The organism is Nocardia vinacea NBRC 16497 (genome assembly GCF_000308835.1).
Taxonomy (GTDB): Bacteria; Actinomycetota; Actinomycetes; order Mycobacteriales; family Mycobacteriaceae; genus Nocardia; species Nocardia vinacea.
The window spans coordinates 36,874-61,481 of record NZ_BAGN01000088.1 but is presented as its reverse complement, the minus strand read 5'-3'; the positions used below and the strand labels follow the sequence as shown (position 1 = coordinate 61,481).

Sequence of the window (24,608 nt, the reverse complement as noted above, 5' to 3'; positions counted from 1 at the left end):
CCCATGATCATCGAACACGCGCTGTTGCCCGTCCGCCCCGCCCAAGCGGCGGCCTTCGAGGCCGCGTTCGCCGAGGCCAGGCCGATCATCGAGAGTATGCCGGGCTTCCGGTCGCTGTCGCTGTCACGGTGCGTCGAGGCGCCGGACACCTATTTGCTGCTGGTGGGATGGGAACAGTTGAGCGACCATGTTGATGGCTTCCGCGGGTCCGCCGGATATCAGCGCTGGAAGCAACTGCTGCATCACTTCTACGAACCGTTCCCCATCGTCCAACATTTCACGCCGGTCCTGGCCACGGACCCGCTACCTGCGGTTACAGCGAGCCCGCCGAACCGGCAGTAGACTCGAAAACTCTGTTTTCAATGGCGTTCGCGTGCACCGTGACCTGCGTGTGCACCGGCTCATCGCGGTGACAAGGAGTTCAGTTTGCCCGACCGCCTCACTCAGGATCGTGCCGCGCACGACGGCACACCCGAGCGGAACCGCGAGATCGACCTGGAGCAGGCCTACCTGTCCGTGCTCTATGAACGACTCGACGATATGCGCGAATACGCCACGAAACGGCTGCGCACCGTGCTGCTGGAAACCGGTGGCACCCCGCAGGCCCGCACCGAGCGCGAATCCTTCAGCCAGCTCTATTCCGAAGATCTGGCCAAGTACGACGCCGCCGAACACGGCCTGTGTTTCGGCCGCATCGACCTCGACGGCAGTACCGTTTCGGGCGACCCGCAAGCAGCCGCCGACGGCCAAGAAGGCGAGTACCGCTACATCGGCAGGCTCGGCATCCTCGACGAGAAGGACGATTACGAGACGCTGCTGCTGGACTGGCGCGCGCCCCTGGCCCGTCCGTTCTATCTCGCGACGACTGCCGCCCCGGACGGGGTGATCCGCCGCCGACATATCCGGTCCCGCAATCGGCGGGTCACGGCCATCAATGACGAATACCTGGACCTCGACGCCGCTCGGACTGCCGGTGTGACCGATAGCGAGGGCGGGGTCGGCAGCGAGAGCGCACTGCTCTCGGCGCTCAATGCCGCGCGCACCGGCCATATGAACGACATCGTCGAGACCATCCAGAGCGAGCAGGACGCGATCATTCGCTCCGAGCACAAGAGCGTGCTGGTGGTCCAGGGCGGTCCGGGCACCGGCAAGACCGCCGTCGCCCTGCACCGCGCGGCATACCTGCTCTACACCTACCGTCAGCAGTTGGCCAAGAGCGGTGTGCTGATCATCGGCCCGAATGCGACCTTCCTCGATTACATCGGTCAGGTGCTGCCATCGCTCGGTGAGACCGGCGTGCTGCTGTCCACCATCGGCGATCTGTACCCGGGAGTGAAGGCCACCCGCGAGGATTCGCTGCGCGCCGGTGAGGTCAAGGGCTCGCTGGCCATGCTGGAGGTCCTCAAGCAGGCGGTGCGCGACCGTCAAGAAGTGCCGTCCGAGCCGATCATGCTTGCCTTCGACGGCTATCCGGTCACACTCGATCGCAAGATCGCCACCAAGGCGCGCGGCCGGGCCCGCTCCTCGCGGCGCCCGCACAATCTGGCCCGGCCGATCTTCGCCTCCTCGGTCATCGACGCGCTCACCGAACAACTGGCCCAGACCATGGGCGCGGATCTGTCCGGCGGCCACCGGGGGATGGCAGGAGGCGCAGCCGACGGGGCGGGTAGGGAAAGTCTGCTCAGCCGAACCGATCTCGCCGAGATCCGGGACGAAATGCGCGCCGATCCGGAGATCCAGGCGGCCATCGGCAAGCTCTGGCCGATCCTGTCGCCGCAGGAGGTGCTCGCGGATCTACTGGCCGATCCGAAGCGACTCGATCGGGCCGCGAGCAGTCTGGATCCAGCCGACCGAGCCGAACTCGCGCGCTCGGACAACGGCGAATTCAGCGCACCGGACGCACCGCTGCTGGACGAACTAGCCGAACTGCTCGGCATCGACGACACCGAGGAACGCGAACGCGCCCGCCGTCGCTGGCGGGCCCAGCTGGCCGAGGCGCAGGACGCGCTCGACATCCTGACCGGTTCCGCGCCACAGGATCTCGAGGACGACCTCGATCCGGAGATCCTGATGGCCTACGACCTGATCGACGCCAGCCAGCTGGCTGAACGTCAGGATGTGCGCAACCGGCAGACCACCGCGGAACGCGCAGCGGGTGACCGCAATTGGACCTACGGCCATGTGATCATCGATGAGGCGCAGGAACTTTCGGAGATGGCCTGGCGAATGGTGATGCGCCGCATACCGAACCGGTGGGTCACGGTAGTCGGCGACGTCGCGCAGACCGGCGATCCGGCGGGTGCATCGTCCTGGCAGCGGATGCTGGAACCCTATGTGGCACAACGGTGGAAGCTCACCGAGTTGACCGTGAACTACCGGACCCCGGCGGAGATCATGGCGGTCGCGGCGGATGTGCTCGCCGAGATCGATCCGGCCGCGTCGGTGCCGCGGTCGGTGCGGGAGACGGATGTGCGGCCCCGCGCCCATGCCGTCGATGCGAGCGAATTGCGCAGTGCGGTAGCGCAATTGGTAGCCGCGGAGACCGGTCCCGGTACCACGGCCGTCATCACACCGCATGAGATGGTCGCGGACTTCGTCGAGTTGGCGGGCGAATCCGTCCGGGTGCTCACGGTGCACGAGGTCAAGGGCCTGGAATTCGACGCGGTCTATCTGGTGGAACCCCAGGGGATCCTCGACGAATCGCCGCGTGGGATGAACGACCTGTACGTGGCACTGACCCGAGCGACCCAGCGACTCGGTGTGGTGCACACCGGCGACCTGCCACCGGTGCTCAGCGGACTGGATTGACGACGACAGCCGCACATTCCTGGGAATGTGCGGCTGTCGTTTCGGCTTTACTGCTTACCTGACGGTGTGCACGATCAGCACATCGGAGCGGGACTTGCGCGCCACATCCGAAGGCACCGAACCCAGCAACCGGCCGGCCAGGGTGTTCAGGCCGCGGTTACCGACGACCAGCAGATCGGCCTCGACCTCCTTGACGAGCGCGAGCAGCGATTCGACGGGCTCACCGACGATCGCGCGCTCGACGATATCCTCGGCGCCTTCGGCGGTCGCGCGGTCGCGGGCGGTGCGCAGGATCTCGCTGGTGGGCGCGGAGCCGCGCACCTGGTAGGCCTCGTCCTTGAGCACATCGGCGGCGGCAGCCACATCGCGATCGTCGGTCGGGTAGTAGGCGCAGGCGACGACCAGGGTCGCACCCGCGGCCGCGGCCAGCGAAGCGGCCTTGTCGACGGCGACGTACGACGAGTCCGAGCCATCGGTACCGACGACAATGGTCCGGTAGGCGGTCATTTCTCCTCCAACTATGTGGGTGTCGGGTGCCTGCGCCGGTGCCACGTGGAGTCGTGGCACCAGCGCGGCGACTGGGGTCGACCATAGCGGCAAATCGGCCGGAAATAGCAGAAATCGCAACACATCACACTGCGGGTGTTCTGGGTTTACCGACACAGGTTGATGCGGCGAATGCCGCAGGGCCTTTGCGACCAGGGCGGATCTAAATTCCGGGTCCGCGACTTGTGATCCATCACAACCGACGCGAACGTTCCTGTCCCCCTGGGATATTCATCACATATACCCGACCGTGGCCGCTATACGCTGGCAATGTCGGCCCGACCGGGACCGGTGAGAACGTACCCGGCCGGGCCGACGCCATCCACCCGGTTCCACAGTTACCGCGATGGAGCTCCGTCGACCCGAAAAAGCCGACGGCGTCTATACGGCTCACAATATCGGCGCGATCAGCCCAAATCCGGTCGCACCTACAGACCGGTGAAAAGCGGTCCGGTGATGGTCAATCCGAGTTCGTCGACATGTGCGAAGAAGGCGAACAACATCAGCGCGGCGCCGGCGAGCGCGAGATCCTTGTTGAAATGGATCATCTCGCCCTGTTGGGCCTGCGGATCGGTCTCCTTCCAGAACTGGTGCATCAGGAATGCCGTCGGCACCAGCATGATCACCAGTAGCAATGCCCCGAGGTCGGCCCACACGCCGAGCAGCACACTGAGGCCGCCGACCGCGAGAACGACGCCACCGGCCAGCACCGCGGCCCGCGGCTGCGGCAGGCCGCGACTCCGCGCATATTCGGTCATCGCGTCGGTCTGCGTGAAATGCCCGTACGCGGAGCTGAAGAACAACACCACGAAAAGTACTCGCCCTATCAAGACCAAGACATCCATCACGAACTCCTCATTCGCCGATGTGGAGGGCCGATTCCGATTAGTGCTCGAATGGGTCGAACGCGAGCGGTCCTGCAAACTACATTCTGGTCGGGACGACCTTCGAAGTCACCTCGTTACGGGAGCGTAGCGAATTCTTGGCGTATTCCAGTGGAGCCATTCCGACTTCCGCGGTGAACTCCCGCGAGAAATGCGCTTGATCGAAATAACCCAACTCGGTGGCCAGTGCGGCGAGATCTTCGATGCGCCCGCGCGCGAGTAGATCGGCTCCGTCCTGGAGCCGGTATCGGCGCAGCACCCATTTCGGTCCGGCGCCGACATAGCGCCGGAAAATCCGCTGTAATGTGCGGATCGGGATATCGAACCGATCGGTGACCTGATCGACCCTGGTCAGTTCTTGGTCCTGTTCCATGGCGTCGACAATGCGCAGCACCAGTCGGTAGTTGAGATCTGCCGCGGCCTTTCGGCCGATGAGGAAATCCTCGATTATGCTGCGGCGCTTGATATCCGAGGATTCGGCCAATACGCGGTCGGCCAGGCCGGCCGCCTCGGGCAGCACGTCCGTGAGCGGCACGGCGGTATCCCGGAACGCACCGACATCCAGTCCGGTGAACGCACCGAATCCACCGGCGCGAAAGCGTGCGCCGAAGGTCTCCCCCATACCGCTGAGCTCCCGGACGAACTTGGTGGTGCAGACGCCGTTGACGAAACCACCGGTGCGGGTTTCGCTGCGTTCGAAGGTGACATTCACGCACGGAAACGGCAGCACCTCGGCGTAGTACGGCGGCCGACCGGTCAGATCCCAGCGCACCGACCAATACCACTCGACGAACCGTCCGACCTCCGGCCCGGCCGACAACCGCGCCAACGAGCGATGTCTTGCCTGCTCGTCGGGATGCAGAATGCCCTTCACATTGTCGAGCGCGGGCACCGCAACCGGCCCGTCGGCTGTGCCGGTCACGGCTGTCGCTTTCTTACAAGACCATCTCGCCACGCTCGACGAGGCTTGTCGGCATGAGCGAAACAGCGAATACCGTGAACCCCATCGCCGACGGCTACCACTCCATCACCTGCTTCCTGGCCGTTCCCGACGGCAATAAGGCAATCGAGTTCTATACCAACGTCTTCGAGGCCGAGGTGATCAGCCGCAACGATCTCCCCGACGGCCAGCCCGCACACGCCGAACTGAAGATCGGCGACTCGACACTGCAGCTGGGCATGCCCATTCCGGACAACAATGTTCTGGCTCCCAATGGCGAATGGGTGCATACCTCGATCGTGCACTACTGCCCCGATGTCGACGCGGTCGTCAAGCGGGCCATCGAAAACGGCGCCCGCAGTGCGGAAGAGCCGCAGACATTCGTCACCGGTGACCGCTTCGGCGTCGTCCTCGACCCCTTCGGCCACCGCTGGGCGGTGCTGACCAAGGTCGAGAACGTCTCGCGCGAAGAGGCCGAGCGCCGCGTCAACGAATGGATGGCCACCCAGAGCTGAGCCATGCCGAGCCCGGCGGCGTCGAAAGACGCCGCCGCTCAACTCAACCCCGCGGCATCCATCCCGCGCAGTTCCTTCTTCAGGTCCGCGATTTCGTCCCGCAGCCGACCGGCCAATTCGAACTGCAGCTCGCGGGCCGCATTCATCATCTGCGCGGTGAGTTCCTTGACCAAATCGGCCAATTCGGCCCGCGGCATGGACTTGACGTCGCGGCCCTCGTACACCCCCGCACTGACCGCTCGCCCCGGCTCGCCCTGGGCACGGCGGCCGCGACTGGCATTGCGACCGGAACCGCCGACGGCCACCTCGCTGTCATCGGCCTCCTGATACACCTGATCCAGAATGTCGGCGATCTTCTTGCGCAGCGGCTGCGGGTCGAGGCCCATCGATTCGTTGTAGGCGACCTGCTTGGCCCGGCGGCGTTCGGTCTCCTCGATCGCGTGCTGCATCGAGTCGGTGATCTTGTCCGCATACATGTGCACTTCACCGGAGACATTGCGCGCCGCGCGCCCGATGGTCTGGATGAGGCTGGTGCTGCTGCGCAGGAAGCCTTCCTTATCCGCGTCCAGGATCGCGACCAACGACACCTCGGGCAGGTCGAGACCTTCGCGGAGCAGGTTGATGCCGACCAGCACGTCGTACTCGCCCAGTCGCAGCTGTCGCAGCAGCTCGACCCGGCGCAACGTATCGATCTCCGAATGCAGATACCGCACCCGGACACCGAGCCCGAGCAGATAGTCGGTGAGGTCTTCGGACATCTTCTTGGTCAGCGTGGTGACGAGCACCCGTTCGTCACGCTCGGTCCGCAGCCGGATCTCGTGCACCAGATCATCGATCTGGCCCTTGGTCGGCTTGACGACGACCTGCGGGTCGACCAGGCCCGTCGGCCGGATCACCTGCTCGACCACCTCGCCACCGGCCTGGCCCAGTTCGTACGGCCCCGGAGTAGCCGACAAATAGACCGCCTGCCCGATCCGCTCGGCGAACTCCTCCCAGGTGAGCGGTCGGTTGTCGATCGCCGACGGCAGCCGGAACCCGTACTCGACCAGATTGCGCTTACGCGACATATCGCCCTCGTACATGCCGCCGATCTGCGGAACGGTCACATGCGACTCGTCGATGACGAGCAGGAAATCCTCCGGGAAGTAATCCAGCAGCGTGGCGGGTGCGGACCCCGCCGCACGCCCGTCGATATGACGCGAGTAGTTCTCGATACCCGAGCAGAATCCGACCTGGCGGATCATCTCGAGGTCGTACTGCGTGCGCATACGCAGCCGCTGCGCCTCCAGCAGTTTGCCCTGGCGATCCAGCTCGGCCAGCCGCTCCTCGAGTTCTTTCTCGATATCGCGAACCGCACGCTCCATCCGCTCCGGACCCGCGACATAGTGCGTGGCCGGGAAGATCCGGACGGTATCGACCTGCCGCACCACATCGCCGGTGAGCGGGTGCAGGTAGTACAGCGCCTCGATCTCGTCGCCGAAGAATTCGATGCGCACCGCGAGTTCCTCGTAGGACGGGATGATCTCGACGGTGTCACCGCGCACCCGGAACGAACCGCGGGTGAAGGACATGTCGTTGCGGGTGTATTGCACGTCGACCAGCAGCCGCAGGAATGCGTCGCGATCGATTTCGGTGCCGACATCCAGTTGCACCGACCGATCCAGATACGACTGCGGTGTACCGAGGCCGTAGATGCACGACACCGACGCGACCACCACGACATCGCGACGCGAGAGCAGACTCGAGGTGGCCGAATGCCGCAGCCGCTCGACATCGTCGTTGATCGAGCTGTCCTTCTCGATATAGGTATCGGTCTGCGCGATGTAAGCTTCGGGTTGGTAGTAGTCGTAGTACGAGACGAAGTACTCGACGGCGTTGTTGGGCAACATCTCTCGCAGCTCATTGGCCAGCTGCGCGGCGAGCGTCTTATTCGGCGCCATCACCAGCGTCGGCCGCTGCAGCCGCTCGATCAGCCAGGCGGTGGTGGCGGATTTACCGGTGCCGGTCGCGCCGAGCAGCACCACGTCACGCTCGCCCGCATTGATGCGACGCTCGAGTTCGGCAATGGCCGCAGGCTGATCACCGGCCGGCCGGTGTTCGCTGACGACCTGGAACTGCCCATCGGCCCGCTCGATCTCCCCGACCGGCCGGAACTCCGAATGCGCCAGCGGGGTGCCCCGGTCCTCGTAGCCTTCCGCCGGGATTTCGGTTGCGAATGCCATGGTCACCAGCCTAGGCGCAGGCACCGACAGATTCTGCGGCCCCGCGGATCCGCCGCCGAAGGGCTCGTCACCGGATTACGATCGGCGTATCCTTTCGCGATCTGACGCACCGTCCCGCACCAGGGCCGATGCGCAATCTGTTATCTGTCCTATAGGACAGGTAAACGGACATTAATGTCTGTTGTCGCAACGAGATTCGGCGTTTTCTCAGCATCGGCGAACCGGCCGCAGCAGGTGTAGCCTGATTTGGTTGTCGGACATGAGGATGAGGCCATGAGCGCTCTGATTCCATTGCTTGCCGCCGCGCCCGCTGTGACCGGTATCGCCGGTTACGTTGCGCGTGACTTCCGGGGGGTCGCGCCCCTGATCCAGCCAACCACCACCACCGCTGCACCGGGATCGCCGATGACTACCACCCAGCTAAGACCGAAGATCGAACATTTCAATATCGCCGAGCTGACCATGACCGATCCCAAGGGTTTCGTGCGCCCGATCGACCGCGTGCACGTCGAGCCGTGGGGCCTGTACGTGGCACGCACCGTCGGTGGTCCACGGATCCAATACATGGAGACCTGGCTGCTGCCCGAACTCTGGTTGCGGGTGACGATCGTGCACTACCAGCCCGGACATCACCGCGACCTGGACTATTGCCTGCATATCGGCGAGTACACCCGGATCGAGCCCAAGCGCTGGAAGTCGATGGATCAGTACCTCGAGATCGCGGTGCGCCACTCCCGCGCGGCCGAATTGCGTGGGGTGGACGATCTGCTGGCCGCCCATTCGGCCGGCCTGATCGATTCGACGCATGCGCATCACGCGCTGGACCGGGCGACCAAGGCGATGGAGGGCCTGGCCGCGCACGGACACGAGGTCGAGCCCTGGCTTGCCACCAAGGAGATCACGCTGACCTGGATGTAGCCGCCGGACGATCTGCCCACCGCTGCCGTACCACTCGACGGCGCGGCAGCGGCGGTAGATTCTATTTGCATGACACAGGCACCATCAGTGGACGTGCACAGGCCCAAGGTCGAGTACTTCAATCTCGCGGACCTGACCAACACGGACCCGAAGGGCTTCGTCCGGCCGGTCGAGCGGTACTGGACCGAGCCGTGGGGCCTGTACATGGCGCGCACCTCGGATCATCCGCAGTTCCATTACATCGAATCGTGGCTGCTGCCCGGGCTTTCCATTCGGGTGACGATCTTCCACTATCACCCCGCCCATCAACGCGATCAGGACTACTACCTCGACCTCGGCCAATTCACCCAGGTCGGTCCGAAGAAGTGGAAGTCGGTGGACCACTACCTCGATATCGTGGTGCGGTCGGGGCGCGAGATCGAACTGCTCGACGTGGACGAGTTACTCGCCGCGCACACCGCGGGATTCATCACCCTGCGCGAAGCCCAGGCCGCCATCGAACACGCGTCCGTCGCGATCGATGGCATCGCCGCCAACGGCTACTCGCTCGATCGCTGGCTCGCCACCCTGGACATCACCCTGACCTGGCTGTAGTACCGCCGCTCAGCGTTCGACGCTGTCCCGCCAGGCCGCTGCCCGCGGGTAGGCAGCGTCGAACCATGGTTCCTTCACATCCAGATACGCCAGCGTCGCCGCCGCACCGGTCAGCCCGGCCGCCTTGGCCTCGGCCTCGCGCTTGACCTCCAGATACTCCGCGCGCACCGCCGCATCGGCAATCAGCCAGTCCCGCAACAGCAGGGCGAACTCCTGCCCCGGCGAGCCCGCCACCCGGATATGCACATTCGCCAACCGCCCCGGATCGGCACTCTGGTGAAACCGCTTGGCCCACAATGCCGTATCGCCGCCCGCCGGATCTGCCGCCGTCGGCTTCGGATTGTCGGCGGTGACATCGGGCCGCACCGGAAAACCGGCCGCCCCCAACGCATCTCGCAGCCCATCGGCGGCCGCCAGATCCGCGACGGTGATCTGCACGTCGATCACATCCTTGGCGGGCAATTCCGGCACCGCGGTCGACCCGATGTGGTCGATTCGCGATGCCGCCGGACCACACGCCACCCACAGCCGGGCGATGAGCCGCTGCGCCTGCACCGCCCACTCCGGATTCGCGGGTACGACGCGCAACTCCTTGCGCCGCGCCGGTGTCGCCGTGCGCAGGTTCTCCTCGAACGGCACCAACCGCTGCTTCCACAACTGCCGAACAACCGAATCAATGGCCCCCGGTTCACCGCTATTGTCCAACAGGACATCCGCGACGGCGTGGCGCTGTTCATCGGTGGCCTGCGCCGAAATACGCGCCCGTGCATCCGTTTCGGAAACGTTTCGGAATTCCACCAATCGCCGTATCCGAGTTTCCGCGGGCACATCGACGATCAATACGAGATTCATCAGCGGCGCGAGACCGTTTTCCACCAGAAGTGGAATATCTTGAACGAGAATCGCATCCGCTGGCGCGGCCGAAATCAATTCCGCGGTTCGTTTACCGACCAATGGATGGACAATGGAATTCAACGTCGCACGGGCCTCGTCGTTTCCGAATGCCTTGGCCGCCAGCGCAGGCCGATCCAGGCTGCCGTCGGCGGCGAGGATGTCGGGGCCGAACGCCGCTACCAACGCCGTGAGGCCCTCGGAACCCGGCTCGACGACCTCCCTGGCGATCACATCGGAATCGATGATCACCGCGCCGAGTTCGGCGAGAATCCGCGCCACCGTCGACTTGCCCGCTCCCATGCCTCCGGTGAGGCCGATCCGCAACATTCGACCAGTCTCGCATCCGCGATGTCGGACCGAACGCAACCCCCTGCGCGCGCAATCCACCCAATCGGCCGGATTACCCACTCGCGCCGCACATTCCACCATCTGAAACACCATTTGCCCGATCCGTGACTAGGCCGAGACCATCTCGCAACATTTCCGGTCGATTCCCGCCCCCAGACCACAACTTTCCGACACGCCGAGGCAATTACTCGTGCAAAATACTGTGCCGAACACTTTCGTTCGACTAATCTTCGCCGTGGCGATCCAGGCCAGTACCAGCAAGCAAAGGAACATCATTGGGCACCAAAATCAACCAGGCGGGTCGCCACCGCTTGGGTAAGGCGGGGGGCATGCACTGCATCAAGCATCCCGCCGTAGCGGCCGCGCTCGCCGAGCACCGCCGTTCGTGGTTCACCGCTTTGATCAGCCCCGCCCGGCACAGCTTCGCGGCCATGCGAAAACGCTCCGCTGCCGCGACCGCGTACTGGGCGCCTGCGACCGCCAGCTGATCCCAGCCGCCTTCTGGCCATAAACTTCCGGTGACCCAGCCCCATCAGGGGTTGGGTCACTTCGTGCTGCCGTCACCACCGCCGACTTCCTGACAGTCACTTGCACTTCATGCGCGAGCCGCCTTAGGATTGCGGAAAATATCTGAGAGTGACTCTCAGGTTGTCTTGTGGAGGGGCAATGACGCAGCTGACCGCGACCAAGACGGACCCGCCCGAGTCCACAGGCACCGGGAAACTGGGAGCCGTCGGCCAATGGGGCGTCTTGATGGCCCGCCATCGTCGCATCGTGCTCGGCGCCTGGTTGCTTTTCGCGATCGCGTGCGGATCGGCCTATCCGGCACTGCACGACCGCCTCAGCACGCCCGATTATTCGGTCCCCGGATCCGAATCGGTGACCGTCGATCACCTTGTCGCCGAACACTTCGCGCGCTTCGGCACCGAACAGGACCTCATCGTCTTCCATTCCGAGCAGCGCACCGTCGACACGCCGGAGTTCCGCACGGTGATCGATCAGGCGCTGGCAACCACCCGTGCCGTCGCTGGTGTGGTGGGCGCGATCAGCCCGTTCGAAGGCAATGCCGCGGCCCAGATCTCGACCGATCGGCACACCGCCTTCGGCATTGTCGGCGTCGATGGCGAAACACCGGAGCGCGTCGCGATCGCCCGACAACTGAAGTCCGAATTGGCTGCCGCATCGGGCTCGGGCGCCGAGGTCATGATCACCGGGTTCGCGCCCGCACAGGCCGATCTCATCGAAATCGAGACCGCCGATATGCAACGCGCCGAGGCCATCGGCCTGCCCGTGGCGACCGCGGTGCTGGTACTTGCCCTCGGTGCGGTGGTCGCGGCCACCCTGCCCATTGCGGTCACGGCGGCGGGCATCGCGGTGGCCGTGGGCGCACTCTTCGGCCTGACCACCTTTCTGACCTTCGATTCGCTGGTGCTCTCGGTGGCCACGATGATCGCCACCGGCACCGCGATCGACTACGCGATGTTCATCGTGAGCCGATTCAACGAGGAGTTGACCCGGCACGGAGTGCGCGATCGACGATTGACGCAGGCCATCGCGGCGGCCGTGGGCACGGCGATCGATACGACCGGCCGCACCATTCTGGCCTCGGGATTCATCGTGATGATCTCGCTGTGCGCGCTGTCGGTGGTCGGGCTGCCGATGCTGAACGGTGTCGCGATCGGTGTGGTGGTGGCCGTCATCGCCACGCTGATCGCGGCCTTCACCCTGCTGCCCGCGCTGCTGGCCACGCTGGGCCCTGCGGTGAATCGCGGTGCGCTGCCGGTCCGGCTGCGGCCCGCCGAGGTCCGGTCCGCGGCGGCCTCGAGCGCGTGGGCGCGGTGGGCACATACCGTCATGGGCCGCCCTGTGCTCTTCGGCGCGATCGGGGTCGGTCTGCTACTGGTCGCGGCGGCCCCGATCACCGGCATCCGCTACGGCGTCGATATGGGCCTCACGTCATTGGCGGATCGACCGACGGGTCAGGCGACCGAACTCGTCGAGGACAACTTCGGTCCCGGGCTGCTCGCGCCGATCGAGGTGATCGCCACCGGCCCGGACAGCGGGCCGCTCGGTGACGAAACCCGTTCCGATGCCAATCGATTCATCGCCGAACTATCCCGCGACCCGCGCATCGCCACGGTGCTGCCGCAGCAGTCCGACGGCCGGGTGCTGGCCGTCGTGGTGCCAAAGGCCGCCTTCGACTCGACCGCCGCCACCGACGTGGTCTCCGATATCCGCACTCGTGCAACGGCTCTCGACGGTGTCGAAATTCGAGTCGGCGGCACGTCGGCGGCGTTCGCCGATGTGTCGCACCGGATTACCGCCCGCTTTCCCTGGGTGATCACGCTCGTATTGACGGTATCGCTGGCATTCCTGATCGTGGCATTCCGCAGTATTGTCTTGGCACTCAAGGCAATACTGCTCAACCTGCTGGCCACCGGCGCCGCACTCGGACTGACCGTCGCGGTATTCCAGCACGGGGTCGGCGAATCCGCATTCGGCTTCCACAGCACCGGATTCCTGCAGGTGTATCTACCGATGCTGGTATTCGCCGTATTGTTCGGCCTATCCATGGATTACGAGGTATTCCTGATCCGGCGGATGAAGGAACACTGGGACACAACCGGCGACAATACCGCCGCGGTCGCGGATGGACTGCAACGCACTGCCCGGCCGATCACCGCGGCGGCCGCGATCATGGTCGCCGTTTTCGCGAGCTTCCTGACCGCGAATGTGTTGGAGCTGAAGCAGATCGGATTCGCGCTCGCCGTGGCCATCACCATCGATGCACTGCTGGTCCGGCTGGTGCTGGTGCCCGCCTTCATGCAGTTGTTCGGCCGGTGGAACTGGTGGCTGCCGCGCATCGGCGGGCGCACGGCGGAAACGGCCGCGACTAGCGAAACATGACCTCGATCGAATCGATGATCGAGCCGATTGCTTTGGCGTAGACATCCTTCAGCGGTTCGGTGAAATCCCCGGCGGCCCAATGGTCCAGGGCCGCGACACATCCCCACACACCGAAGGCCGCGGCGATCCCGATCGTCAGGTCGTCGGCGTCGCGGCCGATCCGTTCGGCGAACAGCACCCGGAATTGGTCGGCCATATCTCGCATCTGCCTGGTCTGCCCGTCCTTGATCTCCGGGATCGTCGCGACATACCGCAGCCGCCTGCGGATCCGCCGCTCCGATTCGGCCGTCAGCAGCGATTCGATCAGCACCGGCACGATCAAACGCGCGACGCGGATGAGCTCGGCCGGTTCGACGGTCTCGCCACCGCCGGCCGTCCGCAGCACATCGAGTACCCGCGGATCGGCCTCGTCGTAGAGGACAAGCATCTCCTTGGTGCCGAAGTACCGGTACACCGAACTCGGCGACACCCCGGCCGCCGCCGCAACCCGCTCCACCGTCACATTGCGATACCCGTGCGCATCGAACAGATCCAGCGCGACACGCTGGATGCGGCTCATCGCCTCGATCTTCCTGCGTTCCCAGGCGGTCCCGGTGAACTCGACGGCGGACTCGGACATCAGGGCAAGAATACCCGCGACCTAGCCCCGTACGATGCCACTCGGACGGCGCCGGGAGCCGGATTGCTGGCTCGGCATCTGGTTGGGCGGCACCGGATACGGAACACCCGAGTTTGTGGTGCCCAGTGCGATATTCGGGCCGCACTGGGCGATCGCGGCATCCTTCTTCGGCTTCGGATCACTCAGGACCGGCTTCGCCGCATCCGGGTTCGAGCCGAAATCGAAGGCCGAGGTCATATCGCCGGTGACGCTGCGCCGCCACCGCGTCAGATTCGGCACCTCCACGCCGAAGCGGGTCTCCAGCAGCCGCAGCTGGGAGGTGTGATCGAAGGTCTCCGAGGCGACCAGCCCGCCGCGGCTGTACGGCGAAATCACCAGGCCGGGCACACGGTAGCCCAAACCGATCGGACCCGCGATACCGTTCGACGCCTTCACCCGATCCAGCGGCACGGTGACGAATTCGCCCGGTGTGCCCGCGGGCGCGGTCGGCGGGGTGACGTGGTCGAAGAAGCCGCCGTTCTCGTCGTAGCTGATGATCAGCGCGGTCTTCTCCCACACCTTCGGATTGGAGGTGAGGATATCGAGCAGTTGCACGATGCCGTATGCGCCGAACGCCGCAGGCAACGCGGGATGTTCGCAGTTGATCAGCGAGGGAATCACCCAGGACACGGCGGGCAGCGTGTCGTTGGCGACATCGGTCTGAAAGTCGTTGGGATACACCGGCGCAAGACCGCGCCGAGCCAATTCGGAACTCGGATCCGAGGATTGCGTGAAGCAGCCGAGCATGCCGTCCAGGATCACCGAGGACAGCGGGCCCACATCGCGATTGTTGTAGACCTTCCAGCTGACACCCGCCTCGGAGAGGTTCTCCGGGTAGGTCCGCCAGCTGTAGACGTGCTGCGGGATCAGCGTAGGCGTCTCCAGCAGGGGCCCACCGGCCACGCCGTCCGGGTCGATGGTCGCGCTGATCCAGTACAGCCGGTTCGGGTCCGTGGGGCCAAGGACCGAGCAGTGGTAGTTGTCGCAGATGGTGAACGCATCCGCGAGTTCGTGGTGGATCGGAATGTCCTCGCGCAGGTAGTAGCCCATGGCCGCGGGTGCGTTGGCCGGGCCGACGCTGGCAATGGACATCGGCATCCACTGATCGTTGGCGCCGCCGTTCCAAGCCCGGTGCATACCAACCCAGCTGTGGTCCGGATCGTTGATGCATTCACCGTCGAGGGTCGCGCCACGGGTGGTGTCGAGGCGGAACGGATTCACGAAGCCGTCCGGGGTCGGACCGACACCGGGCGTCCATCCGTACTGCTGCCACGCCTTGGAAGCCTCGCCGAAGCCGCGCACGCCGGACATGGTGCCGAAATAGTGGTCGAAGGAACGGTTTTCCTGCATGAGCAGCACGAAATGCTCGATATCGCCGAGGCCGCCGGTGCCGGCCGGATCGGCGGCATAGGCGCGTTCGATGATCGGATCGGCCCAGGACGCCAATGCGCCCACCGCTCCCGCCGCGGCGGCTTTCGCCAGGAACTGCCTACGGTTGAGACCGCTGAACGGACTCGCTGCGCACATGCGTGGTGTTCACTTTCTCCGTGGCCAGGTCCGACGGGCTGCGTCGAGCCGGGTGCCGAATGTTCGGATGCACCCTACCGCGAAGTCGATCACACCTCCCGGCAAAGTTGGTCAATTGTCCGACTAGTCATTGTCCCGCCGACCAGGTCTCGAGGACGCGCGTCAACTGGCCGATGAGCGCGGACAGTCCGGATAGATCGCCGCCCAACTGATAGGTCTTCAGTTCAGCGGGCGTCGGCAACTGCGCGACGATCTGGGGCAGTGAATCGACCAGTTGCGCTTGCGTGGCCGACGGGGAGCGCTGATTGGTGTTATCGATCCGAATCCGGTCGCGTTCCAGATCCAGCAGCGCGTCGTCGTGTACCGCGCGCGAACGCCTTGCCGCGACGGCGATTTCGCCATCGAGTTCGAGCTGTCGCAATTCCAGTTTCCTGCGCAGATTTTCGGCCCGCTCGGCGTGCTGCTCGCGCTCCAGACGTAGCGCGTGCAACGCGGTCCCTTGTGCGAGATCGGCGACCGCGCGCTCGTCGTCGTGCTCGCGGGTGGTGCGCCGCAACCGTTCCGCCGTCTCGCGGTCGAATCGTGCGGCCTCGTTGCGGGCGCGCAGTTCGGCCAGTTCGCGTTCGTTCTCGATCCTGCGCTCTTCGGCGACCCGATCCGCTTCGGTTTCGCGAGCCGAAAGTACTTCCTGCGCAGCGAGTTCCGCGAGCCGAGCGATCTGGTTCTGTTCGCTACGGTAGGGCTTCTGCAGGTTCTCCCACAGCGTCGAGGAGCTGACCACCGCCTCCTTGATCTGCACCGTGACAATGCGCAGGCCGAGCCCACGATCGCTGTCCGCCTCGGCATTTCGATCGGCGCTGCCCTCGGCGACAGCTCGCAGCCGCGCGGTCAATTCCTCGATGATCGGCTGCTTATCGCTGAGCACATCGCGCACACCCATCGTGGAAACCTTGTCCTTGATGGCCGCCTCGGCCTGCTCGCGCAGCTGAATGTTGACCAGCCGCATCGGATCTTCGGCATCGGAGAAGTCCAGCTTGCGGTACGCGGTGGCGAAATCCTCGATGATCCACTGCACATAGCCCTGCACCAGCACGCCCTGCAACTCGCTGCAGATGCAGTAGGCGTTGATCAGGATCGTCTGCATCGCGCCCGGCACAACCAGATACGAGTCCGTCGCGGGATTGAACCGGAACGACACTCCGAGTCCCATGTGCAGCGGTTCGCGGCGACCCCGGCGCGTGTGCACGACAAAGGCATTGGGCGGCACCAAAACCGTTTGCCAGCGCCAAAATCCGGTGACCCGGACCTCCACCGGTCCGGGTCCGCTGCCCTGCGGTGTCGGTCCGACTCGATCGGCTCGCTTGGCGATCGCGCCGCGCTGCACCGGACCGGCCGGCGCCGCCGGTGCTCCGGCGAACGCTTGCGCGGGTGCGACCGGCTTGCGGGTGCGCAGATCCCCCTCCAGGGCCGCCTGCTGTGCCACCACTTGGTCGAGATAATCGTTCTTGCCCGGATTGCTCCCCATGCCGGGCACACTACCGGCGAATCCGGTGAACTACCCGGCGAATTCAGTGCACTGCCGCTCCCCACGCCCTCGACACCGAGGCTCGCAACAACATCGGCGAATCCTCGACACCCCGCGGAAAGCTCTGGGAGTAACACGAAGGCCCCGGTCCGAATCGGACCGGGGCCTTCGCTACTGCTCTACGAATCAGGCATTGCCGGAGAGCTTCTCACGCAGGGCCGCGAGCTGGGCGTCGCTGGCGAGCGAACCGCCGGCGGGCTCGGCCTGGCCGGAGGACGCCTGCGAACCACTCTCGGAGGAGTAGTTGCCCGACGCGCCGCCGCCGTTCGCGGCCTCGGCCGCGGCGTCGGCCGCCATCTTCTCCATCTGCGCGGTGTGCATCTTGTGGCGACGCTCCGCCTCGGCGTAGCGGCCTTCCCACTCTTCGCGCTGCTTGTCGAAGCCCTCGAGCCACTCGTTGGTGTCGGGGTCGAAGCCCTCGGGGAAGATGTAGTTGCCCTGGTCGTCGTAGCTGTCGGCCATGCCGTACTTCGACGGGTCGAACTCGGCGTGGTAGTCCTCGTTCGCCTGCTTCAGCGACAGCGAGATGCGGCGACGCTCCAGGTCGATGTCGATGACCTTGACCATCGCGTCGTCGCCGACCGCGACAACCTGGTCCGGGACCTCCACGTGGCGCTCGGCCAGCTCGGAGATGTGCACCAGGCCCTCGATGCCCTCTTCGACGCGCACGAACGCACCGAACGGAACCAGCTTGGTGACCTTGCCCGGCACGATCTGGCCGATCGCGTGAGTACGGGCGAACTGACGCCACGGGTCTTCCTGGGTCGCCTTGAGCGACAGCGAAACCCGCTCGCGGTCCAGATCGACGTCGAGGACCTCGACGGTGACCTCGTTGCCGACCTCGACAACCTCGGACGGGTGGTCGATGTGCTTCCAGGACAGCTCGGAGACGTGCACCAGACCGTCGACGCCACCGAGATCGACGAACGCGCCGAAGTTGACGATCGAGGAGACCACACCCTTGCGGACCTGGCCCTTCTGCAGCTGGTGCAGGAACTCGCTGCGGACCTCGGACTGGGTCTGCTCGAGCCAGGCGCGGCGGGACAGGACCACATTGTTGCGGTTCTTGTCCAGCTCGATGATCTTGGCCTCGATCTCCTTGCCGACGTACGGCTGGAGGTCGCGGACCCGGCGCATCTCGACCAGGGAGGCCGGGAGGAAGCCGCGCAGACCGATGTCCAGGATCAGACCGCCCTTGACGACCTCGATGACGGTGCCCTTGACGGCCTCGTCCTTCTCCTTGAGCTCCTCGATGGTGCCCCACGCCCGCTCGTACTGCGCCCGCTTCTTCGACAGGATCAGGCGGCCTTCCTTGTCCTCCTTGGTGAGAACAAGAGCCTCGACCTCATCGCCCACGGAAACGACCTCATTGGGGTCGACATCGTGCTTGATGGAGAGTTCGCGAGAGGGGATGACGCCTTCGGTCTTGTAACCGATGTCGAGCAGGACCTCGTCGCGATCGACCTTGACGATGGTTCCTTCGACGATGTCGCCGTCGTTGAAGTACTTGATCGTGGCGTCGATGGCGGCGAGGAAGTCCTCGGCGGAGCCGATATCGTTGACGGCTACCTGCGGCGAGGTGACGGTGGTGGGCATGTGTCGGTTTGCTCCGGACGGATTGTGGTCGGTTGCGGACATTGGAACTTTCGGTACGCTGCGATCTCACCGCGATGACGCGACGTGACGGACATAATGAACGTACCGCACGCAAACGCTTGTGAAACCCAGCACGGGTGTTGACGTTACTTTCTGTACAGTTGCCCCCGCAGATTGTTACTGCAGTGACACCGGTACGGGCAGTACCCAAGACACTCGCGCGTTCAGCGTACGCGACCTTGGTCCGGCCGGGCAAACCGGTCCCGATGCCACGCCGGGATAGTCTGACGGCGTGTCGGAAGATCGCCATGCGCAGGCAAATGCACTGCTCGGGACCACCGCGACCGCGCGGACCAGAATCGGCTCGGCCGCCAGTCAGCAGGCCAGTCGGCGCTGGTGGGACGCCGATGCCGACCAGTATCACGAAACCCACGCCGACTTTCTCGGCGTCGACTCCCCCGAGGGCGAATTCATCTGGTGCCCGGAGGGCTTGCACGAGGGCGATATGCATTTCCTCGGCGAGGTCGCGGGCAAGCGGATCCTGGAGATCGGATGCGGATCCGCACCCTGTTCGCGCTGGTTGGCCGGGCAGGGGGCGCAGCCGGTCGGGCTCGACCTGTCCATGGGGATGCTCACGCGCGGACTCGCCGCGATGACGCGCGGCGGACCGCGGGTGCCATTGGTGCAGGCAGGGGCGGAGGCATTGCCATTCGCCGACGAATCCTTCGATCTGGCGTGTTCATCCTTCGGCGCGGTCCCGTTCGTCGCGGACTCCGAACTGGTGATGCGCGAGGTTGCGCGGGTGTTGCGGCCGGGCGGTCGCTGGGTGTTCTCGGTGAACCATCCGATGCGCTGGATATTTCCGGACGACCCCGGACCCGCCGGTCTGACCGCCTCGATCCCGTATTTCGACCGCACGCCGTATGTAGAGGTCGACAGCGAGGGCTCGCCGACCTACGTCGAACACCACCGCACCATCGGGGATCGCGTGCGCGAGATCGTCGCCGCGGGGCTGCTGCTCGACGACATCGTGGAACCGGACTGGCCGGAGTGGCTCGACCGGGAATGGGGACAGTGGAGTCCGCTGCGGGGTGAGTTGTTCCCCGGCACCGCCATCTTCGTCACCCACAAACCGGCCGGCGCCTGATTTCTCAGAACGCCGTGGGCTGATCCGGCAGTCACATCCTCTGCGGCCGCAGCAGCGCGGGTTGCGAATCGATACCGACGACGAAAGCCTCGATGAGACAACCGCTTTCGGCATGCATCTCGGCGAGCCTGCGGCGCAGCGTAGCCAGATCCGTCAGTGGCGCGGGCAGATCTGGTACCAGATCGAAGTAACTCGACTGGACAATGTCGCCCGTGGCGGGATCCCGCCACGCGTTGCTGTCGAGCTGCTGTAATCCATTGGTGTCGAACGAAATCGGCACCAGATCACGCTGATGCGGCCTCGGCATCGCCCGAAGCGCCGGTTCACGAACGAAATTCATCGAGCAATGCGGTGCGCGCATCGCCGATGTGCGAACCGAGGTCGCCGCCGGTGTGCAGCCAGATCTCGTAGCCCGCGAAGAAACATGCCATGCCGACTTTGGCCCACAGCAGCGGCCGCACATCGGCGCCCGTCGCTACGCCCAATCGGCGCGCAAGGTGTTCGGCGACAAGGGATTCCACGGCATTTCGTTTGGCCAGCTCACGAGCCTGCAGGGCCGGGTTGGCCGCGATCAGCGCATCGCGGGCGCGCGCGTCGGCAATGCGGTCGGCGAAGCGGGCGACCAACGGGCCGATGACCGCTGCCATGGTTTCCTCCGGGGATTCGGCGGCCGGACGGTCGGCCAATAGCCGAGCCAGCTCCGCGCGATGCTCGTCGTCCTCGGCGAACAGCAATTCGTCCTTGCTCGCGTAGTAGCGGTGCAGGGTGCGTGTCCCCACCTCGGCCTCGGCGGCGATATCCGCGACGGTCACCGCGTCGTACCCGCGCTCGACGAACAATCGCAGCGCGGCATCGGCGATCGCCCGCCTGGTCCGCTCCTTCTTCCGGTCCCGCAATGACATCGGAATATTGTCGCACAGCGCGCCATATGGCAGACTCTGCCATATGACAACAAGTGACAGAACTGTTGTGATCACTGGCGGCACGAGTGGACTCGGCCGCGAATGCGCGAGAGTGCTCGCCGCCGATCCGCGGTGGACGGTCGTCGTGACCGGGCGCGACGCCGACCGGGCCCAGACCGAAGCCGCCGCCATCGGTGCGCGGGCAGCAACACTCGACCTCGGCGCACTCGCCTCGGTCGCCCATTTCGCCGACGAATTCCGCGGAAGCGGACTACCGCCGTTGCGCGCGCTGGTGTGCAATGCCGGGCTGCAGTTCACCCGCCGCAGCTACACCGAAGACGGCGTCGAAGCCACCTTCGGTGTCAACCACCTCGGCCACGTCGCACTGGTCCAAGCGCTACTGGACGACCTGACCGCGCCCGCGCGCATCGTCTTCGTCACCTCGGGCACGCATAATCCGGATCAGTTCACCGGCATGCCCGATCCGCTGGATACGAATGTCCGCGACCTCGCCTACCCGCCCGAGCCGACCGAATCCGCACAGCGCGACGGCCGCCGCCGCTACAGCACGTCGAAATTGGCGAATCTGCAGACCACCTACGAATTGGCGCGACAGTTCGAGGCGCGCAGCATCACGGTGAATGCCTTCGATCCGGGATTGATGCCGGGCACCGGACTCGCCAGAGACGCCGGGGCGGCGGCACAACTGTTGTGGCGCACGGTCGCTCGGGGTCTGGTGTTATTGCCCGGCGTGAATACGCCGCGCCGATCCGGAGAGGATCTCGCGTGGCTGGTCACCGATCCGTCGCTCGACGAGATAACCGGCAGGCACTTCGTCGGCCGCACCACGAAACCGTCGTCGAAGGCGTCCTATGACCGGGATGCGCAACGTGCGCTGTACACCGACAGTCTCGAACTCCTCGGCGAGCTCGCGCACTGACGCATCGTCGGATGCGAATACCGACGATGCCGAACACCCGTGGGCGTTCGACATCGTTGCGGCAGAGCTCATTTCGCGCTACTCCTCGGCGGGTTTCGCCTTCGGGCCGCGACCCGCTTGTTTGAGCGCGAGGCGCAGTGCGTACTCGATCTGAGCATTGATACTGCGCAGATCGTCGGCGGCCCATTGGGCAATGGCCTCGTGTATCGCCGGGTCCAGGCGTAGCAGGATCTTCTTGCGCTCGGCCATGAGGCGACTCAGGAGTAGAGCGAGCCGGTGTTGACGACGGGTTGGGTGGCGCGGTCACCACAGAGGACGACCAGCAGGTTGGACACCATGGCGGCCTTGCGTTCCTCGTCGAGTTCGACGACGCCTTGTTCGGCGAGCCGGTCCAGCGCCAGCCCGACCATACCCACCGCACCCTCGACAATGCGGGTGCGCGCGGCGACGACTTGGGCCGCCTGCTGCCGCACGAGCATGGCCTGGGCGATCTCCGGCGCGTAGGCGAGATGGGTGATCCTGGCCTCGATGACCTCGATACCCGCCAGATCGGTGCGGTCGCGCAATTCGATGGTCAATTCCTCGGCCACCTCGACACCGTCGCGCAGGCTGGTGGTGTTCTGGTCGTGCGCGTCATAGGGGTGGGTGGTGGCCAGATGCCGCACCGCCGCCTCGGATTGGGTCTCGACGTACTCCTCGTAGTCGTCGACCGAGAAAGCGGCCTTGAAGCTGTCGACCACCCGGTAGACCACGACGGCGGCGATCTCCACCGGATTGCCGTCCGCATCGTTGACCTTGAGCTTCTGCGTTTCGAAGTTGCGCACCTTCAGCGAGATGCTGCGCCGGTCGGCGAGCGGCACCACGGAGTAGAAGCCGGGTTCGCTCAGCGAGCCGATGTAGCGGCCGAAGAACTGAACGACCTTGGCCTCGTTGGGATTCACCACGGTGAGCCCGGTGACCAGCAGCAGGAGCACGACCACGACCACGGTCGCGATGATCGCGCCGACCAAGGCGGGCACATTGTCGTTGTGCGCGGCCACGGCGTATCCGGCGATGGCGCCGCCACCGATCAGGAACGTGAGGACAAACCACGACACCAGCACGAGAAAGCCGTTGACGTGGAACGCCGACCGAAGCTTCATGACATCCTCCGAGTATCAAAGTGATATCACGAAGATAGCACCGATGCGGATGCCGCGCACTTCCGCTTTCGCGCGTCATGCCGAAGCCCCGCACGGATGCGGATCCGTGCGGGGCTTCGGTCGGCGCAGCCGTGGCCCATGTGGGCCGGCGCGTCAATTCGCGGGTGTGATGTTGCGGTTGAAGCGGAACATGTTGCGGGGGTCGTACTTTGCCTTCAGCACGCTCAGGTGCGCGTAGGTGTCCGGCGCGTAGCCACCTCTGGTCTGCGCCTCGTCGGCGGCGGCGCCCGCGCCGTAGAGGAAGTTCAGGCTGTGGCCGACGGTCCACGGTGCCAGTGCCGCGCGGACCACCGCATGGTCCTCGGGCGCGGCGTCACCCGCATCGGGTCCGGGCATGGTGATGACGCGAACGATGTACTCGGCATCCCGGTTGTCCACGGCAATTTTCGCGGGACCACGCCTGCCCAGCGCACCCCCGAGGTGCCGGATATCGACCACCGCGTGGATCGGCGATTCGGGGCCGGTGGCAGTGCGCAAGGCCGACAACGTTTCTCCGGTGAGTTCACCGAGCAAGGCGTTGGTGGCGGCATAGGCATGCGGGTGGTCGGGATCGCTGTGGATGGTGTGTGATTCGGTGTACGGCATGACCCGCAGATCGTCCTTCAAACGATCCCCGACCGCGCGCAACGGCGCGACCAGGCGCTCGCCGTCCGCTGCGGATCCGTTGTAAGCGATCCGGATCGATGCGACATAGCGACCGCGCAGCGGTTCCGGAATCTGCGGAATGGGCGGGAAGGTCATGACGGTCACCGTCGAGGTCACCTCGTCGGGCAGCGTTGCGGTCCAGTCTTTCCAGGCTTCCAGGGCCTGCTCGACCAGTGGGGTATCGAAGACCAACTGGCCGCCGTAGACGGTGGCGACCGGCGCGAGTCCCAATTCCAGCGCGGTCACCACGCCGAAGTTGCCGCCGCCGCCGAGCACCGCGCCGAAGAGTTCGTCGCCGGGGGTCAGCGTGCGGACCCGACCGTCCGCCGTGACGATCTCGATGACGCGCACATGTTCGGCGGCATAACCGAATTGCCGGGCCAGCAGGCCCAATCCGCCGCCGAGGCTGTAGCCGACAACCCCAACCGACGGCGAGGAGCCGTTCAGTGGCGCCAGCCCGTATGGTGCGGCGGCCTCGACCAGCGCGCCCGCCCGCACTCCGGCGCCGACGCGAGCGGTGCGCGTCTGTGGGTCGATCCGGATATCGGTCATCCGGCGGGTGCTGATCAGCACGCCGCCGTCGGCCGCGACCGAGAGTCCGTGCCCGGTGGCCTGCACCGCGACCGGAAGTCCGTGGCGCGCGGCGTATTCCACCGCACCCCGCACATCCTCGGCGTGCACCGCGCCGACGACCAGTGCGGGGTGGTGCTGGTACGCGGCCTGGAAGCCGGCGATCTCTTCGTCGTATCCGCTATCGCCGGGGCGGAAGACGGGGCCGGTGAAGGTGTCGATGATCTCTGCGGTGTTTCCCATGCCTTAGACGATGCCGC

General features: G+C 65.3%; 23 protein-coding genes. 9 read left to right on the top strand and 14 right to left on the bottom strand.

Annotation, left to right across the window (positions count from 1 at the left end; all coding sequences use genetic code 11):
* The first annotated feature begins 3 nt into the window (after positions 1-3).
* The gene (locus ON44_RS11640) at positions 4-342 is read left to right on the top strand and encodes an antibiotic biosynthesis monooxygenase family protein (RefSeq protein WP_040688993.1); all 339 of its coding nucleotides are present in this window, start codon (positions 4-6) and stop codon (positions 340-342) included.
* A gap of 84 nt (positions 343-426) precedes the next feature.
* The gene (locus tag ON44_RS11635) at positions 427-2,808 is read left to right on the top strand and encodes a HelD family protein (protein ID WP_051181903.1); all 2,382 of its coding nucleotides are present in this window, start codon (positions 427-429) and stop codon (positions 2,806-2,808) included.
* A 54-nt stretch (positions 2,809-2,862) separates the two neighbouring features.
* Here ON44_RS11635 and ON44_RS11630 read toward each other — a convergent pair whose 3' ends face one another.
* The 3 genes from ON44_RS11630 to ON44_RS11620 form a co-directional block, all read right to left on the bottom strand.
* Entirely contained in the window at positions 2,863-3,315 is a 453-nt protein-coding gene (locus tag ON44_RS11630) for a universal stress protein (protein ID WP_040688991.1), read from the bottom strand.
* Positions 3,316-3,782: 467 nt separating this feature from the next.
* Entirely contained in the window at positions 3,783-4,199 is a 417-nt protein-coding gene (locus tag ON44_RS11625; RefSeq protein WP_040689134.1) for a DoxX family protein, read from the bottom strand.
* A 79-nt stretch (positions 4,200-4,278) separates the two neighbouring features.
* Entirely contained in the window at positions 4,279-5,160 is an 882-nt protein-coding gene (locus ON44_RS11620; RefSeq protein WP_245567109.1) for a helix-turn-helix domain-containing protein, read from the bottom strand.
* Between the two features lie 53 nt (positions 5,161-5,213).
* Here ON44_RS11620 and ON44_RS11615 point away from each other — a divergent pair, with 53 nt between their 5' ends.
* The gene (locus tag ON44_RS11615; protein ID WP_040688990.1) at positions 5,214-5,693 is read left to right on the top strand and encodes a VOC family protein; all 480 of its coding nucleotides are present in this window, start codon (positions 5,214-5,216) and stop codon (positions 5,691-5,693) included.
* Between the two features lie 38 nt (positions 5,694-5,731).
* On the opposite strand, the gene uvrB is transcribed toward ON44_RS11615, so the two are convergent.
* Positions 5,732-7,915 carry an excinuclease ABC subunit UvrB gene (gene uvrB, locus ON44_RS11610; RefSeq protein ID WP_040689131.1) on the bottom strand — a complete coding sequence of 728 codons (2,184 nt, stop codon included), beginning with the start codon at positions 7,913-7,915 and terminating at the stop codon, positions 5,732-5,734.
* A 273-nt stretch (positions 7,916-8,188) separates the two neighbouring features.
* Here uvrB and ON44_RS11605 point away from each other — a divergent pair, with 273 nt between their 5' ends.
* Both ON44_RS11605 and ON44_RS11600 read left to right on the top strand, forming a co-directional pair.
* The gene (locus tag ON44_RS11605) at positions 8,189-8,833 is read left to right on the top strand and encodes a ribonuclease FAU-1 family protein (RefSeq protein ID WP_085998520.1); all 645 of its coding nucleotides are present in this window, start codon (positions 8,189-8,191) and stop codon (positions 8,831-8,833) included.
* 69 nt (positions 8,834-8,902) lie between these two features.
* Positions 8,903-9,427 (top strand): ribonuclease FAU-1 family protein, encoded by a 525-nt coding sequence (locus ON44_RS11600; protein WP_040688989.1) that lies wholly within the window; start codon positions 8,903-8,905, stop codon positions 9,425-9,427.
* Between the two features lie 9 nt (positions 9,428-9,436).
* Here ON44_RS11600 and coaE read toward each other — a convergent pair whose 3' ends face one another.
* Positions 9,437-10,648, bottom strand: coding sequence for a dephospho-CoA kinase (gene coaE, locus ON44_RS11595; protein ID WP_040688987.1), 1,212 nt, complete (start codon positions 10,646-10,648; stop codon positions 9,437-9,439).
* A 296-nt stretch (positions 10,649-10,944) separates the two neighbouring features.
* Here coaE and ON44_RS50110 point away from each other — a divergent pair, with 296 nt between their 5' ends.
* Both ON44_RS50110 and ON44_RS11585 read left to right on the top strand, forming a co-directional pair.
* A complete protein-coding gene (locus ON44_RS50110; RefSeq protein ID WP_040688985.1) occupies positions 10,945-11,157 on the top strand; it encodes a hypothetical protein in 213 nt (70 codons plus the stop codon).
* A 178-nt stretch (positions 11,158-11,335) separates the two neighbouring features.
* Complete coding sequence (locus ON44_RS11585; protein ID WP_040688984.1) at positions 11,336-13,576, top strand: MMPL family transporter; 2,241 nt, start codon at positions 11,336-11,338, stop codon at positions 13,574-13,576.
* Here ON44_RS11585 and ON44_RS46670 read toward each other — a convergent pair.
* The 4 genes from ON44_RS46670 to rpsA form a co-directional block, all read right to left on the bottom strand.
* Complete coding sequence (locus ON44_RS46670) at positions 13,563-14,195, bottom strand: TetR/AcrR family transcriptional regulator (protein WP_051181902.1); 633 nt, start codon at positions 14,193-14,195, stop codon at positions 13,563-13,565. The genes ON44_RS11585 and ON44_RS46670 overlap by 14 nt on opposite strands.
* 21 nt (positions 14,196-14,216) lie before the next feature.
* Complete coding sequence (locus tag ON44_RS11575) at positions 14,217-15,761, bottom strand: phospholipase C (RefSeq protein ID WP_040688983.1); 1,545 nt, start codon at positions 15,759-15,761, stop codon at positions 14,217-14,219.
* Between the two features lie 127 nt (positions 15,762-15,888).
* Positions 15,889-17,286 carry an SPFH domain-containing protein gene (locus tag ON44_RS11570; RefSeq protein ID WP_040688979.1) on the bottom strand — a complete coding sequence of 466 codons (1,398 nt, stop codon included), beginning with the start codon at positions 17,284-17,286 and terminating at the stop codon, positions 15,889-15,891.
* A gap of 186 nt (positions 17,287-17,472) precedes the next feature.
* Positions 17,473-18,942, bottom strand: a complete 1,470-nt coding sequence (rpsA, locus tag ON44_RS11565; protein WP_040689126.1) for a 30S ribosomal protein S1 — start codon at positions 18,940-18,942, stop codon at positions 17,473-17,475.
* A 292-nt stretch (positions 18,943-19,234) separates the two neighbouring features.
* Here rpsA and ON44_RS11560 point away from each other — a divergent pair, with 292 nt between their 5' ends.
* Positions 19,235-20,089 (top strand): class I SAM-dependent methyltransferase, encoded by an 855-nt coding sequence (locus tag ON44_RS11560; RefSeq protein WP_040688977.1) that lies wholly within the window; start codon positions 19,235-19,237, stop codon positions 20,087-20,089.
* A gap of 31 nt (positions 20,090-20,120) precedes the next feature.
* On the opposite strand, the gene ON44_RS11555 is transcribed toward ON44_RS11560, so the two are convergent.
* The gene (locus ON44_RS11555; RefSeq protein WP_040689125.1) at positions 20,121-20,369 is read right to left on the bottom strand and encodes a hypothetical protein; all 249 of its coding nucleotides are present in this window, start codon (positions 20,367-20,369) and stop codon (positions 20,121-20,123) included.
* A gap of 43 nt (positions 20,370-20,412) precedes the next feature.
* Positions 20,413-20,991, bottom strand: a complete 579-nt coding sequence (locus ON44_RS11550) for a TetR/AcrR family transcriptional regulator (RefSeq protein ID WP_051181900.1) — start codon at positions 20,989-20,991, stop codon at positions 20,413-20,415.
* A gap of 43 nt (positions 20,992-21,034) precedes the next feature.
* On the opposite strand from ON44_RS11550, the gene ON44_RS11545 reads away from it, so the two are divergent.
* Positions 21,035-21,931, top strand: coding sequence for an SDR family NAD(P)-dependent oxidoreductase (locus ON44_RS11545; protein ID WP_040688976.1), 897 nt, complete (start codon positions 21,035-21,037; stop codon positions 21,929-21,931).
* A 78-nt stretch (positions 21,932-22,009) separates the two neighbouring features.
* Here ON44_RS11545 and ON44_RS50105 read toward each other — a convergent pair whose 3' ends face one another.
* The 3 genes from ON44_RS50105 to ON44_RS11535 form a co-directional block, all read right to left on the bottom strand.
* On the bottom strand, positions 22,010-22,180 hold the full coding sequence (locus tag ON44_RS50105; protein ID WP_157187107.1) for a type II toxin-antitoxin system antitoxin: 171 nt from the start codon (positions 22,178-22,180) through the stop codon (positions 22,010-22,012).
* Between the two features lie 8 nt (positions 22,181-22,188).
* Positions 22,189-23,073, bottom strand: a complete 885-nt coding sequence (locus tag ON44_RS11540; RefSeq protein WP_040688975.1) for an SPFH domain-containing protein — start codon at positions 23,071-23,073, stop codon at positions 22,189-22,191.
* 153 nt (positions 23,074-23,226) lie between these two features.
* Positions 23,227-24,591 (bottom strand): FAD-binding oxidoreductase, encoded by a 1,365-nt coding sequence (locus tag ON44_RS11535; protein WP_040688972.1) that lies wholly within the window; start codon positions 24,589-24,591, stop codon positions 23,227-23,229.
* Positions 24,592-24,608: the final 17 nt, after the last annotated feature.